General features: G+C 64.6%; 14 protein-coding genes. 10 read left to right on the top strand and 4 right to left on the bottom strand.

Annotated features, from left to right (window positions below):
* From fliG to AAG799_RS17910, 9 genes are all read left to right on the top strand, one after another.
* On the top strand, window positions 1-969 hold a 969-nt coding region (gene fliG / locus AAG799_RS17950), incomplete at its 5' end, for a flagellar motor switch protein FliG (RefSeq protein WP_341898098.1).
* 41 nt (window positions 970-1,010) lie between these two features.
* A complete protein-coding gene (locus tag AAG799_RS17945; protein ID WP_341898097.1) occupies window positions 1,011-1,664 on the top strand; it encodes a FliH/SctL family protein in 654 nt (217 codons plus the stop codon).
* 22 nt (window positions 1,665-1,686) lie between these two features.
* Window positions 1,687-2,022 (top strand): flagellar motor switch protein FliN, encoded by a 336-nt coding sequence (fliN, locus tag AAG799_RS17940; RefSeq protein WP_341898095.1) that lies wholly within the window; start codon window positions 1,687-1,689, stop codon window positions 2,020-2,022.
* 39 nt (window positions 2,023-2,061) lie between these two features.
* On the top strand, window positions 2,062-3,435 hold the full coding sequence (locus AAG799_RS17935; protein ID WP_341898094.1) for a sigma-54 dependent transcriptional regulator: 1,374 nt from the start codon (window positions 2,062-2,064) through the stop codon (window positions 3,433-3,435).
* A 32-nt stretch (window positions 3,436-3,467) separates the two neighbouring features.
* On the top strand, window positions 3,468-5,588 hold the full coding sequence (gene flhA / locus AAG799_RS17930) for a flagellar biosynthesis protein FlhA (protein ID WP_341898093.1): 2,121 nt from the start codon (window positions 3,468-3,470) through the stop codon (window positions 5,586-5,588).
* Window positions 5,589-5,602: 14 nt separating this feature from the next.
* Window positions 5,603-6,676 (top strand): hypothetical protein, encoded by a 1,074-nt coding sequence (locus AAG799_RS17925; protein ID WP_341898092.1) that lies wholly within the window; start codon window positions 5,603-5,605, stop codon window positions 6,674-6,676.
* A gap of 71 nt (window positions 6,677-6,747) precedes the next feature.
* On the top strand, window positions 6,748-7,509 hold the full coding sequence (locus AAG799_RS17920) for a MinD/ParA family protein (RefSeq protein WP_341898091.1): 762 nt from the start codon (window positions 6,748-6,750) through the stop codon (window positions 7,507-7,509).
* 27 nt (window positions 7,510-7,536) lie between these two features.
* The gene (locus tag AAG799_RS17915; RefSeq protein ID WP_341898090.1) at window positions 7,537-9,432 is read left to right on the top strand and encodes a hypothetical protein; all 1,896 of its coding nucleotides are present in this window, start codon (window positions 7,537-7,539) and stop codon (window positions 9,430-9,432) included.
* 87 nt (window positions 9,433-9,519) lie between these two features.
* On the top strand, window positions 9,520-10,416 hold the full coding sequence (locus AAG799_RS17910) for a DMT family transporter (RefSeq protein WP_341898089.1): 897 nt from the start codon (window positions 9,520-9,522) through the stop codon (window positions 10,414-10,416).
* Here AAG799_RS17910 and AAG799_RS17905 read toward each other — a convergent pair whose 3' ends face one another.
* Entirely contained in the window at window positions 10,417-10,854 is a 438-nt protein-coding gene (locus tag AAG799_RS17905) for a flagellar FliJ family protein (RefSeq protein ID WP_341898087.1), read from the bottom strand.
* 17 nt (window positions 10,855-10,871) lie between these two features.
* Window positions 10,872-12,191 (bottom strand): flagellar protein export ATPase FliI, encoded by a 1,320-nt coding sequence (gene fliI / locus AAG799_RS17900; RefSeq protein ID WP_341898085.1) that lies wholly within the window; start codon window positions 12,189-12,191, stop codon window positions 10,872-10,874.
* Between the two features lie 256 nt (window positions 12,192-12,447).
* Between fliI and AAG799_RS17895 the strand changes: the two genes are divergently transcribed.
* Window positions 12,448-13,167, top strand: a complete 720-nt coding sequence (locus AAG799_RS17895) for a response regulator transcription factor (RefSeq protein WP_341898082.1) — start codon at window positions 12,448-12,450, stop codon at window positions 13,165-13,167.
* 73 nt (window positions 13,168-13,240) lie between these two features.
* Here AAG799_RS17895 and AAG799_RS17890 read toward each other — a convergent pair whose 3' ends face one another.
* Both AAG799_RS17890 and AAG799_RS17885 read right to left on the bottom strand, forming a co-directional pair.
* Window positions 13,241-13,963, bottom strand: coding sequence for a DUF4198 domain-containing protein (locus tag AAG799_RS17890; protein ID WP_341898081.1), 723 nt, complete (start codon window positions 13,961-13,963; stop codon window positions 13,241-13,243).
* Window positions 13,964-13,995: 32 nt separating this feature from the next.
* Entirely contained in the window at window positions 13,996-16,113 is a 2,118-nt protein-coding gene (locus tag AAG799_RS17885; protein WP_341898080.1) for a TonB-dependent siderophore receptor, read from the bottom strand.
* Between the last annotated feature and the right edge of the window lie 232 nt (window positions 16,114-16,345).

Genomic DNA, 16,345 nt, shown 5'->3' with positions numbered 1-16,345 from the left:
GCCATGCTGATGCTTGCGCTGGGCGAGGAGCATTCCTCCAAGATCTGGCCGCTGCTGGACGACGAAGAGATCAAGGAAATCTCGCAGAACATGGCCAACCTCGGCGCGGTGAATTCCGACGTCGTGGAAAAGCTGTTCCTCGAATTCGTCAACAACTTCTCCTCCACCGGGTCGCTGACCGGTACCTTCGACAGCACGGAACGCCTGCTGATGAAGGCGCTGCCGTCGGAGCGCGTCAACCAGATCATGGAGGAAATCCGCGGTCCGGCCGGCCGCACCATGTGGGACAAGCTCGCCAACGTGAACGAGAATGTGCTGGCGAACTACCTGAAGAACGAATATCCGCAGACCGTCGCCGTGGTGCTGTCGAAGATCCGTCCCGAGCATGCCGCCCGCGTGCTGGCCGCGCTGCCGGAAGAATTCTCGATGGAAGTCGTCATGCGCATGCTGCGTATGGAATCGGTGCAGAAGGAAGTGCTCGACAAGGTCGAGCAGACGCTGCGCACCGAATTCATGTCGAACCTGGCGCGCACCAACCGCCGCGACGCCCATGAAATGATGGCGGAAATCTTCAACAGCCTGGATCGCAACACCGAGGCGCGTTTCCTCGCCGCCCTGGAAGAGCGCAGCCGCGACGCTGCCGAACGAATCAAGGCACTGATGTTCACCTTCGAGGATCTGATCAAGCTGGACCCGTCCGGCGTGCAGACCCTGCTGAAGAGCGTGGAAAAGGACAAGCTCGGCCTGGCGCTCAAGGGTGCCTCCGAAACGCTGCGCGACCTGTTCTTCTCCAACATGTCCGAACGCGCCTCCAAGCTGCTGCGCGAGGAAATGGAATCGATGGGTCCGGTGCGCCTGAAGGATGTCGACGAGGCGCAGATGCTGATGGTGAATTCGGCCAAGGAACTGGCGGCCAAGGGCGAAATCATGCTGGCCGACAACAAGGGCGAAGACGAGCTTATTTACTGATGCCGCATCAATTGATGATTGGGAAAGCAGCGTAACCCCTGATGGCAAGCAAGGCCAAATTCCTGTTCGACATGCCCTTCGACGGCAGCCGCCCGAAGGTGGAGCGCAATTACGCGCCCAAGGCGCCGCCGCCGAAATACTCGGCCGAGGAAATCGATGTCGCGAAGGCTGCTGCCTTTGCCGAGGGCGAGGCGGCCGGCCGCGAGGCCGCGCATGGCGAGCATCAGCGCAATCTTGAAGCGGCCCTGCACCATATCGGCATGATGCTGGGCGATATCGCCAACAGCGAACAGCGTGCCCATATTGCCGCGCGCACCGAGGCAACCGAGCTGGCGGTGGCGATTGCCCGCAAGCTGGCCGGCCGGCTGATCGAACGCCAGCCGATGGACCAGGTGGAAGCCCTGGTGCTGCGCTGCATGGATGACATGCGGGATGAGCCGCGTCTGGTGATCCGCGCTGCCGAAGCAGCGGTGCAGCTGCTGGACGCCAAGATCGACCAGCTGGTGGCGCAATCCGGTTTCGGCGGCAAGGTGGCCCTGGTGCCTGACGAGACGATGGCGCCGACCGATTGCCGCATCAACTGGGCGGATGGTTCGGCCGAACGGCGCCAGGCGGCGCTGGAACAGGAAGTCGACCAGGCCGTCGAACGGTATCTTGCCGGTCTGCAGGCGCAGCTGGCGGAGCCCGGCGAGTAGCCGCGGCGGGGAGTGAGCGAGTATGGCTGATAGCGACGATCTTGACCTGAAGGATCTCGGCCAGGGTGCCGGGATGATGGAGGACGAGGATCCGAATGCGGCGCGTACCGCAGCGGATCTGCAGGCGGTGTTCGATATTCCGGTGCATGTCTCGGCCGTGCTCGGCAAGGCCAACATGCAGGTCAGCCAGCTGCTGAAACTGGGCCGCGGCGCCGTGGTCGAGCTGGACCGCAAGGTCGGCGAGGCGATCGATATTTACGTCAACAACCGCCTGGTGGCGCGTGGCGAGGTCGTGGTGGTGGAAGACCGTCTGGGCGTGACCATGACGGAAATCATCAAGGGTGGCCGCGGTGGCTGAGCCGCGCAAAACCCTTAAGTCGGGAAGTCGGGGCGGATTATGCGGCTGATCATCTTTGGAACGCTCAACGGGCAGATCGGCGCGGCAACGCGCATCGCGCTGCAGCGCGGCGCCAAGGTTATCCAGGTCGAGGATATCGAGCAGGGCCTCGCCACGCTGCGTTCCGGCCGTGGCGCCGATCTTGCCATGATCGATGTCAGCCTCGACGTCAAACATCTGGTCGACAGCCTGAAGGCTGAACGTATCAACCTGCCGGTGGTGGCCTGCGGCATCGGCAACGATGCGCGCGCCGCTGTGGCCGCCATTCGCGCCGGTGCCAAGGAATACCTGCCGCTGCCGCCCGAGGCGGATCTGATCGCCGCCGTGCTGGAAGCGGTGGCGGAAGACAGCCACCAGATGCTGTTCCGCGACCCGGCCATGGGCCAGGTGGTCAAGCTGGCCGAGCAGGTCGCGCCCAGCGGCGCCTCGATCATGATCACCGGCGAAAGCGGCACCGGCAAGGAAGTGATGGCGCGCTATATCCATATCAAGTCGCCGCGCGCCGACCGGCCCTTCGTGTCGGTGAACTGCGCCGCGATCCCCGATACGCTGCTGGAATCGGAACTGTTCGGCCACGAAAAGGGCGCCTTCACCGGGGCCGTCGCGCGCCGGCTCGGCAAATTCGAGGAAGCCAACGGCGGCACCCTGCTGCTGGATGAAATCAGCGAGATGGACGTGCGCCTGCAGGCCAAGCTGCTGCGCGCCATCCAGGAACGCGAGATCGACCGGATCGGCGGCAGCAAGCCGGTCAAGGTGGATATCCGCGTGATCGCCACCTCGAACCGCAACCTGGCCGATGAAGTGGCCAAGGGCACCTTCCGCGAGGATCTGCTGTTCCGCCTCAATGTGGTGAACATCAAGCTGCCGCCGCTGCGCCAGCGCCCGGCCGATGTCGAAATGCTGTCGACCCATTTCATCAAGAAATACGCCGAGGCCAATGGCGTGCCGGAACGGCCGCTGTCGCCCGCCACGCTGGAGGCACTGCGCATGGCGCCGTGGCGCGGCAATGTGCGCGAGCTGGAAAATACCATGCACCGCGCCGTGCTGCTGGCCATGGGCTCGCAGATCGAACTGGCCGATATCCGCCTGCCCGACGGTTCGGCGCTGACCGAGGCGATCGGCCGCGGTGCCGGCGCCACGGCAGAAGCGCCCAATGGCGAAGGCGGCGCCGCGCCCAACCTGGTCGGCCGCACGGTGGCCGATGTCGAGCGCGACCTGATCATCGACACGCTGAAGCATTGCCTGGGCAATCGTACCCACGCGGCAACCATCCTCGGCATTTCGATCCGCACCTTGCGCAACAAGCTGAAGCAGTATTCCGACGAAGGCCTCGCGGTTCCCGCGGCCAACGAGGGCACGCGCGTTACTGCCTGACGGCAGGCCGCGCGGGTTGAGGAGAGACGGGTATGGCGGAAAACGTGCCGGCTGATGCTTCAGCCGCCCCAGCGGGCGGTGGCGGCAGCTTTTTCGGCCGGCTCGGCAATATTGGCAGCCATGGCGACATCCTGCTCGCCATCGGTATCATGGCGATCCTGTCGGTGCTCATCCTGCCGATGCCGACCTGGCTGCTCGACGTGGCGCTGGCGCTGTCGATCACCATGTCTGTGCTGGTGATGATGACCTGCCTGTTCGTGCAGCGTCCGCTTGAATTCTCCAGCTTCCCGACCGTGCTGCTCATCACCACGATGCTGCGCCTGTCGCTGAACCTGGCCTCCACGCGCCTGATTCTCGGTCATGGCCATGAAGGCACCGATGCCGCCGGCCATGTGATCGAGGCCTTCGGCCAGTTCATCATGGGCGGCAACCTGGTGATCGGCATCATCGTGTTCGCCATCCTGGTGATCGTGAACTTCGTCGTCATCACCAAGGGTTCCGGCCGTATCGCCGAAGTGTCGGCCCGCTTCACCCTCGACGCCATGCCCGGCAAGCAGATGGCGATCGACGCCGATCTTTCGGCCGGCCTGATCGACGAGGCCACCGCGCGTATCCGCCGCAAGGAGCTGGAAGACGAGTCCGGCTTCTTCGGTTCGATGGACGGTGCGTCGAAATTCGTGCGCGGCGATGCCGTCGCCGGCCTGCTGATCACCTTCATCAACCTGATCGGCGGCATTCTGATCGGTGTGATCCAGAACGGCATGCCGTTCAGCGCCGCCCTCAATACCTATTCGATCCTGTCGGTCGGTGACGGCCTGGTGGCGCAGATCCCGGCGCTGATCATCTCGGTCGCCGCCGGTATCATGGTCTCGAAAGGCAGTGTCACCGGTTCGGCCGACAAGGCACTGTCGCGCCAGCTGTCGTCGGTCAAGGCGCTGGGTATGTCGGCGGGCCTGTCGCTGTGCTTCGCGCTGATCCCGGGCATGCCCTTCCTGCCCTTCATGATGCTGGCTGCCGTCTCCGGCGGTCTTGCCTATCTGGCCTGGGAGCAGGAGAAGAAGGTTGCGGTTGCCGCCTTCGTGCCGCCGCCACTGCCACCGGCAGCGCCCAATCCGCTGGACGAGCCGGTCACCAATGCGCTGGCGATGGACGACCTGCGGCTGGAACTGGGCTTCAGCCTGCTGCCGCTGATCAACGATGCGCGTGGCTATCGCCTGACCGACCAGATCAAGGCCCTACGCCGCCAGATCGCCATCGACATGGGCTTCATCATGCCCAGCGTGCGCATTCTGGACAACATGCAGCTGCCCGGCACCACTTACGTGATCCGCGTCAAGGAAGTGGAAGCCGCCCGTGGCGAAGTGAAGCCAAACCTGCTGCTGGTCATGGACCCGCGCGGCGAGCGTATCGCGCTTTCGGGTGAGGAAACCATCGAGCCCACCTTCGGCCTGCCTGCCATGTGGGTGGACGAGAGCATGCGCGACGAGGCGATGTTCCGCGGCTATACCGTGGTCGATCCCGGCACCGTCATCACCACGCATCTGACCGAAGTGGTAAAGGACAATATGTCCGACCTGCTCAGCTTCGCCGAGACCCAGAAGCTGGTCGACGAGCTGAAGAAGAGCAACGAAAAGCTGGTCAGCGAAGTGATCCCGACCCGCACCAACATCAATGGTGTGCAGCGCGTGCTGCAGAATCTGCTGAGCGAGCGCATCTCGATCCGCGATTTCGCCACCATCCTGGAGGCGATCGCCGAGGCCAGCGGCTATACCCAGTCGATCACCCAGATCACCGAGCATGTGCGCGGCCGCCTGGCGCGCCAGATCTCCAATTCCAATGTCAGCCCCGATGGCTATATCCCGCTGGTGACCCTGTCGCCGCAATGGGAGCAGAATTTTGCCGAGGCGCTGGTGGGCCAGGGCGAGGATCGCCAGCTCAGCATGCAGCCGTCGCGGCTGCAGGAATTCATCACCCAGGTGCGGCAGACCTTTGAACGCCTGGCGGCCGAGGGCCATATGCCGGTGCTGCTGACCAGTCCGTCGGCACGCCCCTATGTGCGCTCGATCATCGAGCGCTTCCGCCCCGCCACCGTGGTGATGTCGCAACAGGAAATCCATCCGAAGGCAAAGCTTCGGACGATTGCGCAGATCTGAGAACGGGCTGAACCATGCGGCTCAAAACATTCCAGGCAGCGACGATGACCGAGGCGATGGACCTCGTGCGCCAGAGTCTGGGCGACGAGGCGATCATCGTCTCGACGTTTACGCATCGCAACGGTGCCGGCGTCGAGATCACCGCTGCCATCGAACAGCAGAGCGAAGACGATTTCGCCACGCCCGAGGCGCAGGCGCTGCGTTATGGCCAGGGCAATGGCCGTCTGTTCGTGCCCGAGGATGATTTCGCCCCGCAGGACGAGCAGCATGTTGGCGACCTGATCCTGGGTGCGCTGAACTGGCATGGTGTGCCGGGCCGCGTCGCCGAGCGCCTGACCCAGGCGGCGCTCCGCGTCGGCCTCGACGATCCGGTGGGCGCGCTGGCCGAGGCGCTGGATGAAACCTATCGCTTCCCGGGACTCAGCACCGATAACCGGCCGCTGATCCTGATCGGCCCGCCGGGCAGCGGCAAGACCGTGGTGGCCGCCAAGATCGCCGCGCGCTGCGTGATAGAACGCCGTGCCGTGCAGGTGGTGTCCACCGATGTCAGCCGCGCCGCCGCCGGCGAGCAGCTCGCCGCGCTCTGCCGCGTGATGAGCGCGCCCTTCATCGAAGCCGTCGATGCCCGCGAATTGCACCATGTGGTCGGCGAAACCGCCGAGACCAGCAAGCTGATTGTCGATACCGCAGGCATCAACCTGCACGATGCTGCCGAGCGCAAGGCGCTCAAAGCCCTGATCCAGGCCAGCGGTGCCGAACCGGTTGCCGTGCTGGCCGCCGGCACCGATGCGATGGAAGCCGGCGAACTCGCCGCCCAGGCGGTTGCACTGGGTGCGCGGCGATATGTCGCGACCCGCCTGGATGCCGCGCGCCGGCTTGGCGCATTGGTGGCGGCCGCCGATCTGGGCGGGCTGGCCTTTGCCGATGCCAGCGCCAGCGCCTTTATCGGCAAAGGTTTCGAGCGTTGCGATGCGCTCATGCTCGCCCATCGCCTGCTGGCCGATCCCGATGCCCGCAGCGCCGTCGACCCCGAGACCGATATGCAGTACTTTTCCCCGAAACCCGCTGCCCTGAAGGCCGCCGAATGACCGTGATGACCATGACGCCGACACCGCCGCCGTCCTCTCCCGCTCGCCCGGTCCGCCATCCAGCTGCGGCCGTGCGTCAATCCAATGTGATTGCCATCGCATCGGGCAAGGGCGGTGTGGGAAAGACCTGGCTGTCGGTCACGCTGGCGCACACCTTCGCGCGCCAGGGCCAGCGCGTGCTGCTGTTCGATGGCGATATCGGCTTGGCGAATGTGGACATCCAGCTCGGCCTGATGCCAGACCGCGATCTGGGCAGCGTGATTGCCGGCCGCTTCAGCCTGGCCGATGCAGTGATGCCGTCCGAAGCCGGCTTCGATATCATTGCCGGCAAGTCTGGTTCGGCTTCGCTGGCGACGCTCGACCAGACGGCGATGACCACGATCCGCGACGAGTTGATGCAGCTGGCGAAAAGCTATGACCGCGTCATCATCGATCTGGGCGCCGGCGTCGATGCCGTGGTGCGCACGTTTTCGGCCGCGGCCGGCATCACGCTGGTCGTCACCAACGACGAACCGACCGCGCTGACCGATGCCTATGCCTATATCAAGCTGGCCCGCATGGCCGATCGCAATGCCGATGTGCGTGTTGTCATCAACATCGCGCCGACCACGCGCGAAGGCGAACGCACCTATGCCAAGCTGAACAAGGCGGCGGAGAATTTCCTCAAATACTCGCCGCCGCTGGCCGGCGTGATTCGTCGCGACGACAAGGTGCGCGATGCCATCCGCAACCAGGTGCCGCTGTTGACCCGCCACCCGATGTGCGAGGCGGCCGAGGATGTCGAGGCACTGATGAACACCGTGCTGCGCACGCCGCTGCCGGTTCAGCCCTGATCGTGAGCTGATGGCCGGGAGTCGCGTGTGAGCGATCTCGGCCCCCTTGCGCCCACTGCGCCACCGGTCACCACGACCGCAGGCACCACGACCGCGCCGGCCGCCACACCGCAGACCGGAAATGCGCAGACCGCTGCCGGGGTGACTCCGCCGGCGACACCACAGGGCCAGGGGCAGAGCGGCCAGCCGCAGCAGACACCGGCCTCGCCCAACACCATTCTGCAGGGCGCCAGTCCGCAGGGTGGTGGTGCAGCCACCGAGATCGCTTCCAGCGCCAATGAACTGACCAAGGGCGGCCAGATCGCGGCGCAGGTGGTGGCGCGCGACAACATGACCCTGCTGGTGCGCACGGCGGCGGGCAACACGCTGGCGATCACCAATCTGGCGCAGGCGCTGGAACAGGCCAATCTCGCCGTGCTGAATGCAGCGCTCAGGCTGCAGCTCAATCCTGAAAATCCGCAGCAGGCCACAGTCGTCAGTGTCAACGGCACGACCCTGCAGCCGCCGGTACCCGCATTGGCGCAGCCGCCCACGGCTGCCCAGTTGGCGATTGCGGTTTCGCCGCCGCAGCCGGGCGGTTCTGCCGCACCGGTGCTGCCGCAACCGGGGCAGGCGCTCACCGCTGTGGTGGTGACGCCGCCGGCAGGCGCTGCAGCCCCCGCCTTGCCGCCGGGCAGCCAGTTGCAGGTGGTGGTGCAGAGCGTGACGCTGCCCACCACAACGCCGGCCACGCCCGCGGCACCCACGGCAGCAACACCTCTGCCAGCCGCCACGCCGGCCACACCGGTTGCGCCGGCCGCGGTTCCATCGCCGCCACCGCTGCCGGCCGCCACCGCGCCGGCGGCACCCTCGATCACCCATGCACTGGTGCAGGCCCAGGCCCAATCACAGACGCCAGCCGTCACACCGCCGCAGGCGCCGCCACTCACGCCACAGACACCGGTGCAGCCAGGCATCCTGCCGCAGGCGGCGATTCCGCAGCCGCCGCCGCAATTGCAGCCAACAGTGGGCGCGCAACCGTTCAATATCCCAACCGGCAATCTGCCCGCGCCGGGTGCGGCCAGCCAGGTGCTCACCGGCATCGTCACCGGCCAGGGCCAGACGGGACAAGTGCTGGTGGCCACGCCGCAGGGCGTGTTGTCGCTCAACCTGCCGCAGGCGCTGCCGCCCGGCACGCAGCTTGCGCTCGAACTCACCGCCATCACCAAGCCGCCGACGCCTGCGCCCACCGCGCTTGGCCCGGCACCGCTCGCCGGCATCCTCACGCGGCTGCAGGGCGGTTGGCCGCTGCTGCAGCAGACCCTGGATGCCGTGCGCGCCGCCGATCCCGCGCTGGCGCAGCGCCTGCACACCGAGTTGCTGCCGCAGCCGAATGCCCGGCTGGCCTCCACCGCCCTGCAGTTCATGGCTGCCGCTGCTGCCGGCAGCGCGCAGGCCTGGCTCGGCAGCGAGGCGGTGCGCAAGCTGGAGCAGAGCGGACGGGGTGAGCTGCTGAAAAAGCTCGACGACGATTTCCGCGAACTCGGCCGGCTCAACCAGCGCCAGGGCGACAACGACTGGCAGGCCCTGGTGATGCCGATGATGATCGGCGGCAAGGTCGAGGCAATTCACATTTTCATGCGCCGGCGCAAGGATGCGAAAAAGCAGCAGAAGCAGACCCGCTTCATCATCGACTTCGACCTGGAAAGCACCGGCCCGATCCAGTTCGACGGTTTCGTCAGCGTCAAGCAGCTCGACCTGATCCTGCGCAGCGAAACCGAATTCGGCCCGGCCTTCCGCCTCGATGTCGGTGCCATCTTCGAAGAGGCGCTGGCGATCACCGGCATGGTCGGCTCGCTGCGTTTCCATGACCGCGAAAAGCCGCTGCCCTGGCCCAGCCCGGAGCTGGAAAGCCGCGGCCCCAGCACCGAGCTGAAGGCTTAGGCGGCATCAGCGCAAGATGCGGATAGCGGCCAGGTCGCAACCGGTCTACAGACATGATGGTTTCAGTATGCAGCGTGAGGCGTGACGATGACGGCGCGGGTCTGGGGTCTGTTGATCGCGCTGTCGATCCTGTGGGGCGGCTCGTTCTTTTTCATCGGCCTGGCCGTGCGCGAATGGCCGCCGCTCAGCATCGCCGCCAGCCGCGTGGTGATCGCAGCCATCATCCTGCTGCCAGCCCTGCATCTGCTGGGCCGCCGGCTGCCGCGCGACCCGGCGATCTGGCGGGCCTGCCTGGTCATCGGCCTGCTCAACAACGTGATTCCCTTCACGCTGATCATCTGGGCCCAGGGCCAGATTCCCAGCGGGCTGGCCTCGATCCTCAATGCCACCACGCCGATCTGGACGGCCCTGGTGGCGCATGTCTTCACCAGCGACGAAAGGCTGACGCCCAACCGCATCCTCGGCGTGCTGCTCGGATTTGCCGGTGTGGTGGCGATGCTGGGGCCGGATCTGCTGGATGGTCTGGGACACAATGTGCCGGCGCAATGTGCGGTGCTGCTGGCGACGCTGTCTTATGCCTGTTCGGGTGTCTATGGCCGCCGTTTCCGCCGCATGCAGGTCGAGCCCATCGTGGTCGCCACCGGACAGCTCAGCCTTTCATCCCTGGTCCTGCTGCCGCTCGCGCTGCTGGTCGATCACGCCTGGCTGCTGCCGCTGCCATCCCTGCAGGCAACAGCCGCCCTGCTGGCCTTGGGCATTCTCTCTACGGCACTCGCCTATGTGCTGTTCTTCCGCGTCATGGCGGCGGCCGGCAGCAATGTCAACCTGGTGACGCTGCTGGTGCCGGTCAGCGCGATCCTGTTGGGCGTGCTGGTGCTGGATGAAACGCTGAGCGCCCGCCATCTCGTCGGCATCGCCGCGGTGGCGCTGGGTCTTGCCGCCATCGACGGGCGGCTGCTGCGGTGGATCAGGCCGGCGCGCTGATCAGTCTGTCCGCTTGGCGTCCTGGTCCTGGCGGCGGCGGAAGCCCTGCAGGCCGGCCTCGTCCATTTCGTCCTGCTCGCGCTTTTCCTGCTTGGCGCGTTCGCGCTTTTCCCAGTTCTCGAGCACCAGTTCGTATTTCTTCTGCTCGCGGAAGGCGGCATTGACCTCTTCCTGCGCGGCAGCGATGCGGTCGATCACTTCCTCGCGCGCCACTTCCAGATTGGCATGGCGTTCGCGGTTCATGCGGCGATAGTTGGTGAAGCCGAAGCTGGCGGCATAGTTGGTGGTGGCGACCTTGCGCTCGCGCTCCAGCTCCTCGTCCAGGCCGATCATCTGGCGCTCGATACCGGCGCGCAGGATTTCCAGATCGACGACGACGCGGCGGCGCTCGTCAAGGCGCCATTTCCACAGCCGGATCAGTCCGCCGACGCCGCGCATGCTTCAGCCGATCATCCCTATTCGCCAGCCTGGATGAAAATTTCCGCCAGGCGCGCATAGCCGGATGGCAGGTCGGCGCGTTCGGCCTTCTGCTGCTTGAGGAAGGCTTCCAGCATCGGCTGGTAGCGGATCGCCTCGTCCACCTTGGGATCGGAACCGGTGCGATAGGCACCCAGGCGGATCAGCTCGGCCATGTCGTCATAGGTCGCCATCAGCTGGCGCGCGCGGGTCACCAGCAGGTTCTCATCCTCGCTGTTGCAGCCCGGCATGGTACGCGAGATCGAGCGCAGGATGTTGATGGCGGGATAGCGGCCGCGTTCGGCGATGCCGCGCTCCATCACGATATGGCCATCGAGAATGCCGCGCGTGGCATCCGCGATCGGTTCGTTATGGTCGTCGCCGTCCACCAGCACGGTGAATAGCCCGGTGATGGTGCCATCGCCAGTGCCTGGGCCCGCGCGTTCCAGGAGGCGCGGCAGTTCGGCAAAGGTGGTCGGCGGATAGCCCTTGGTGGTCGGCGGTTCGCCGCCTGACAGGCCGATCTCGCGCTGCGCCATGGCAAAGCGGGTGACCGAGTCCATCAGGCAGAGCACCTGGCTGCCCTGGTCGCGGAAATATTCCGCCACCGCCAGCGTCATATAGGCGGCCTGGCGGCGCACCAGGGCGGGTTCGTCGGATGTCGCCACCACGATCACGGTGCGGGCGAGGCCGCTCTTGCCCAGATCGTCCTCGATGAATTCCTGCACCTCGCGGCCACGTTCGCCGATCAGGCCGACCACGTTCACATCGGCCTCGGTGTAGCGCGCCATCATCGACAGCAACACGGATTTGCCGACGCCGGAGCCGGCGAAGATGCCCATGCGCTGGCCGCGGCAGCAGGAGATGAAGGTGTTGATCGAGCGCACGCCCAGATCGATCTTGGGGCCGACGCGCTTGCGTGAATTGGCCGGCGGCGGATTGGCGCGCAGCGGATAGGGCCGGGTGCCGTTGGTCAGCGGCGGTCCGCCATCCAGCGGCCGGCCCAGACCGTCGATCACGCGGCCGCGCCAGCTTGCATCGGGATAGACCACCGGCTGGTCTTCGCCCACTAGGGCGCGGCTGCCCAGGCCGATGCCTTCCAGCGAGCCATAGGGCATCAGCAGCGCGCGGTTCTGGCGGAAGCCGACCACTTCGCATTCCACATTGCGGTGGTCGCGGGTCTGGACATGGACGCGGGATCCGATGGAAAGATGGCGCTCGACACCCGCCACTTCGACCAGCAGGCCCTGGATGGAGGTCACCCGGCCGGTGAAACTGACATCCTTGATGCGGTCGAGATCCATCAGCAGGCTGTGCATGGCGCCTCAAAGGGTTAACGGGAAAAACACCCTACAGGTCAAAGCCTTAACCGCCGGTAAACCCCTCCTGTCGAGGCGGGGTCGGCGCTCAATCTAGCATGGATATCGGGGGTCTGGCCGCTCCTATAAAGGGGGGCGTTAAAGAATGCGTTAACTTCATTTATTAACAATGGTAAACTAATCCGAATCGGGCGGAAAAACGCCATTCCCGGTCCGGACAGGATCGTGTCCCGATCAAAAAGCGCGGGAGAGCGCCATGCGCGTGCTGCTGATCGAAGACGACGCCTCCATGGCCAAGAGCATCGAGATGATGCTCAGTGCCGAGGGGTTCAACGTCTACCGGACTGAATACGGCGAAGAGGGCCTGGACCTCGGTAAGCTGTATGACTACGACATCATTGTCCTCGACCTGAACCTGCCCGACATGCACGGCTATGACGTGCTGAAAAAGTTGCGCGCGGCCAAGGTGAATACGCCGATCCTGATTCTCTCGGGCATGGGCGAAGCGGACAAGAAGGTGAAGGGCCTCGGCTTCGGCGCCGACGACTACATCACCAAGCCGTTCAACAAGGATGAGCTGATCGCGCGCATCAACGCCATCGTGCGGCGCGCCAAGGGCCATTCGCAGTCGGTGATCCAGACCGGCAAGCTGACCGTCAACCTCGACGCCAAGTCGGTCGAGGTGGAAGGCGGCCGCCTGCATCTGACCGGCAAGGAATATGCGATGCTCGAGCTGCTCAGCCTGCGCAAGGGCACCACGCTGACCAAGGAGATGTTCCTCAACCATCTCTATGGCGGCATGGACGAGCCGGAGCTGAAGATCATCGACGTCTTCATCTGCAAGCTGCGCAAGAAGATCGCCTCGGCCACCGAGGGCGACAACTATATCGAAACGGTCTGGGGCCGCGGCTATGTGCTGCGCGACCAGGTCGAACCAGTGGCCGCCGGCGCCAAGCGGGCGGCGGGCGGACACTAGGTCGGTTCAATCGAACGCAAAAGAAAAGCCGGCCTGTGAAGGCCGGCTTTTTTGTTGCCCGGATGAAAGGCGTTTACGGCTTCACCTTCAGCACCAGCGATGCGTTGTAGAAGGTGCCTTCCACGCTGCTGCTTGCATCCTTGGCGAAGTGGCTGACCTCGACACCGGCGAAGGCTCGCTTGGGCACCGTCACGGTCACCTTGCCATCCTTGTCGGTCTTGAGCTTATCCGCCTTGACGTCGTGGCCGAGGAAGATGTCGCCGACCAGGCTTGCATCGGCCAGCGGCTTGCCTTTCAGCAGTATCTGCACGGTCAGCTTGTCGCCGGCCTTCAGCGAGGCCGGATCGGCCTGCGGCACGATTTCAAGATCGAGGCCGAGCGGCTTGGCAAAGCTCGCCACCGGCGCCAGATAGGTTTTCGGCATCTTGTAGGACGGGCCGGCAATGGTGGGATTGCTCACCGTGCCCTTTGGCCCGTTATTCCATTTGCCGTCCTGGCCTTTGGCCCAGTATTTGTTGTCGAAGAACGCCGCCACCAGTGCGGCGCCGCCGGCCGGCTTTACGGCGGCGGCCTTTTCCAGCCGCTCGACCTCGGCCGCAACCGCCTTGCCGTCCTTGTCGAAAGCCCAGGCCTTGGTCACGCGTGCCGGATCGTAGCTGTCGAGGTCGCCCGGATCGCCATTCTGGATCATCAGTTTTCCGGCCTGATCGGGTTCGATCCACACGGAATGGGCGGCCACGGGGCCGGCCAGCAAGGCAAGGCCGAGGGCCAGGGCATAGGCGCGTATCTGTATCATTGTGGGTTTCCTTTGGTTGCGGAGCATTCGAATCAGAAGGTGACCGTCAGCGCGGCCATGGCGCTGAGCGGCTGGCCCGGCACAACGCGCAGGGGGCCAAGGGCGCGTTCGTAATATTCGGTATCGAACAGGTTGTAGATGTTGAGCGAGATCTTCGCGGCGTCGGTCAGCTTGTAGAAGCCGAGCAGATCGACCTTGGCAAAGCCCGGCATGGTGAAGCCATCGCCATTACCGCTGCCGGCGCGGTCATCCATGGTCACGACGCCGCCGCCGAAGCCGAAGCCCTTCAGGCTGCCGGTCTGGAATTCATAGACATTCCAGAGGCCCAGGCTGTGACGCGGGATATTCTGCAGCGAGGCACCCTTCGGGATCGACTTGTCCTTGGTCACTTCCGCATCGGTGAAGGCATAGCCGGCGATGATGCGCCATTCCGGCGTGATGCTGCCCGCCAGGTTGATATCCAGGCCGCGGCTCTGCACTTCGCCGGCCGCGACGTTGAAGCCGGTGGCCGGATCGCTGGTCAGCACATTCTGCTTGGTGATGTGGAACAGGGCGGCCGTCACGTTCAGGCGTCGGTCCAGCAGGTCGGCCTTGATGCCCGCTTCATAGCCCAGGCCGGTTTCCGGCTTGAAGGGCTTGCCGTCGCTGGTGGTGACGAAGCCGGTGTTGGAATCCATCACCGGCCGGAAGGATTTTGCCACACTGCCATACACTGCAAGATCGGGCGTCACCTTGTAGGTGAGCCCGCCACGCGGGCTGTAGCCCTCGCGCGACTGCGGCGCCGATTTGCGGCTGACGCGGTCCTGGAAATCCTGCTCGAACCAGTCGGCACGGATGCCGATCTGCGCCTGCCAGCGCTCGCTCAGTTCGATCTGGTCCTGCAGATAGACGGCATAGCTGTCCGATACATCCAGCAGATCGGAGAAGGGCGCCGGATTGACGCTGCTCTGGCTGTATACGGGGTTGTAGATATTAATGCTGCTGGCATTGCTGCGATAGAAATGTTCGCTGGCCCGCGCGCGTTCATATTCCAGTCCGGTCAGCAGGGTGTGCTTCAGGCTGCCGGTCTCGATATGACCAAGCGCTTCAAACTGCACGGTGTTGCTGTTCCAGTTATAGTCGCGCAGGGTGCGCCGGCGTGTCAGCACGCCGGTCGATGCATTCAGGACATTGGGTTCGGTGGCGAAGCCATACATCGATCCGGTTTTGGACAGGAAACCGGCGCGCAGCGTCCAGTCATCGCTGACATCATGTTCCAGTCGCGCCGAGGCAAGATAATTGTCGTTGCTGATCTTGCCGTCATTCGGTTCGCCGAGGAATCGGGTGATCGGGATGCGGCCCAGCTGGCCATTCACCGCCACCACGCCACGGTCGAACACGCGGTCGTCCTTCAGGGCCTCGGCCTCCACGGTCAGCCGCGTCAGGCTGTTGGCCTGCCAGGTCAGCACCGGCGAGAAGAACTGCCGGTCGGATGATACATGGTCGCGGAAGCTGTCGCGGCTTTCGATGGCGAGATTGGCGCGGCCGAGCAGGCTCTTGTCGTCACTCAGCACGAAATTGCTGTCCAGCGTGCCGCGGAACAGGCCGTAGCTGCCCATCATGCCCTGCACGGTATTGCTGTTTTCAGTGAAGGGTTTCTTGGTCACGACATTGACGAAGCCGCCGGGATCGCCGCGGCCGTATAACGAAGCCGAGGGCCCGAGCAGGACATCCACCTGTTCGATATTGGCCGCATCGGCCGTTCCATCGTAACGGCGATTGGCCGTGAAACCGTTCTTGGCTGCGTTGACGGTTTTCAGTCCGCGCAGGTTCATCTCGTAGAGATTGAGACCGCCGAAATTGTTGCCCTTGGACATGCCGCCGACATAGTCCAGCGCCGGCTCCACCGTGGTGCCGCCGGTATCCTGCAGCACCTGCTTGGACACGGCGATGGCGGTCTGTGGCACGTCGATCAGCGGCGTGTCGGTCTTGGTGGCGCTGCTGCTGCGCGGCACCCGATAGGCCTCACCGGAGGCGTTGTCAGCCGGCACCGTGCCTTCGACCGTGATGGCCGGCAGGGTGGTCGGGCGGCTGTCCTGCGCGATGGCATTGCCGGCGCCGGATAGCAGGCCGAAGACGGCCACAAGGGCCGTTGGTTTTTTCGTAAACATTGATAATCCCCCAAAAAAAGCAGGCTAGGTGCGGTTATTGTTATTTTATAACGTTATAGTATAACAATCTGCAAGGCACGGGTTGGGGGATCGGAAAACAGCAGGATGGTTGGCATGACGACGGCCTCTGTGTGGCACGTCACTCGCACGTAAGACCGTCACCGCGGCTGATGGCGGTGAACAATTCCCAATGAGACACCCCGCCCATTGTACGCACGCGTGACCACGGCTG

Source organism: Ferrovibrio terrae, from assembly GCF_943371255.1.
Classification (GTDB): domain Bacteria; phylum Pseudomonadota; class Alphaproteobacteria; order Ferrovibrionales; family Ferrovibrionaceae; genus Ferrovibrio; species Ferrovibrio terrae_B.
Note: the sequence above shows the minus strand (reverse complement) of the source record. Positions and strands in the feature narration are given on the sequence as shown.

What these genes read in the sequence shown, in the direction of transcription:
- AAG799_RS17945 (WP_341898097.1), top strand. Translation starts at nt 1,011, where the DNA reads ATGGCAAGCAAGGCCAAATTCCTGTTCGACATGCCCTTCGACGGCAGC.
- fliN (WP_341898095.1), top strand. Translation starts at nt 1,687, where the DNA reads ATGGCTGATAGCGACGATCTTGACCTGAAGGATCTCGGCCAGGGTGCC.
- AAG799_RS17935 (WP_341898094.1), top strand. Translation starts at nt 2,062, where the DNA reads ATGCGGCTGATCATCTTTGGAACGCTCAACGGGCAGATCGGCGCGGCA.
- flhA (WP_341898093.1), top strand. Translation starts at nt 3,468, where the DNA reads ATGGCGGAAAACGTGCCGGCTGATGCTTCAGCCGCCCCAGCGGGCGGT.
- AAG799_RS17925 (WP_341898092.1), top strand. Translation starts at nt 5,603, where the DNA reads ATGCGGCTCAAAACATTCCAGGCAGCGACGATGACCGAGGCGATGGAC.
- AAG799_RS17910 (WP_341898089.1), top strand. Translation starts at nt 9,520, where the DNA reads ATGACGGCGCGGGTCTGGGGTCTGTTGATCGCGCTGTCGATCCTGTGG.
- AAG799_RS17905 (WP_341898087.1), bottom strand. Translation starts at nt 10,854, where the DNA reads ATGCGCGGCGTCGGCGGACTGATCCGGCTGTGGAAATGGCGCCTTGAC.
- fliI (WP_341898085.1), bottom strand. Translation starts at nt 12,191, where the DNA reads ATGCACAGCCTGCTGATGGATCTCGACCGCATCAAGGATGTCAGTTTC.
- AAG799_RS17895 (WP_341898082.1), top strand. Translation starts at nt 12,448, where the DNA reads ATGCGCGTGCTGCTGATCGAAGACGACGCCTCCATGGCCAAGAGCATC.
- AAG799_RS17890 (WP_341898081.1), bottom strand. Translation starts at nt 13,963, where the DNA reads ATGATACAGATACGCGCCTATGCCCTGGCCCTCGGCCTTGCCTTGCTG.
- AAG799_RS17885 (WP_341898080.1), bottom strand. Translation starts at nt 16,113, where the DNA reads ATGTTTACGAAAAAACCAACGGCCCTTGTGGCCGTCTTCGGCCTGCTA.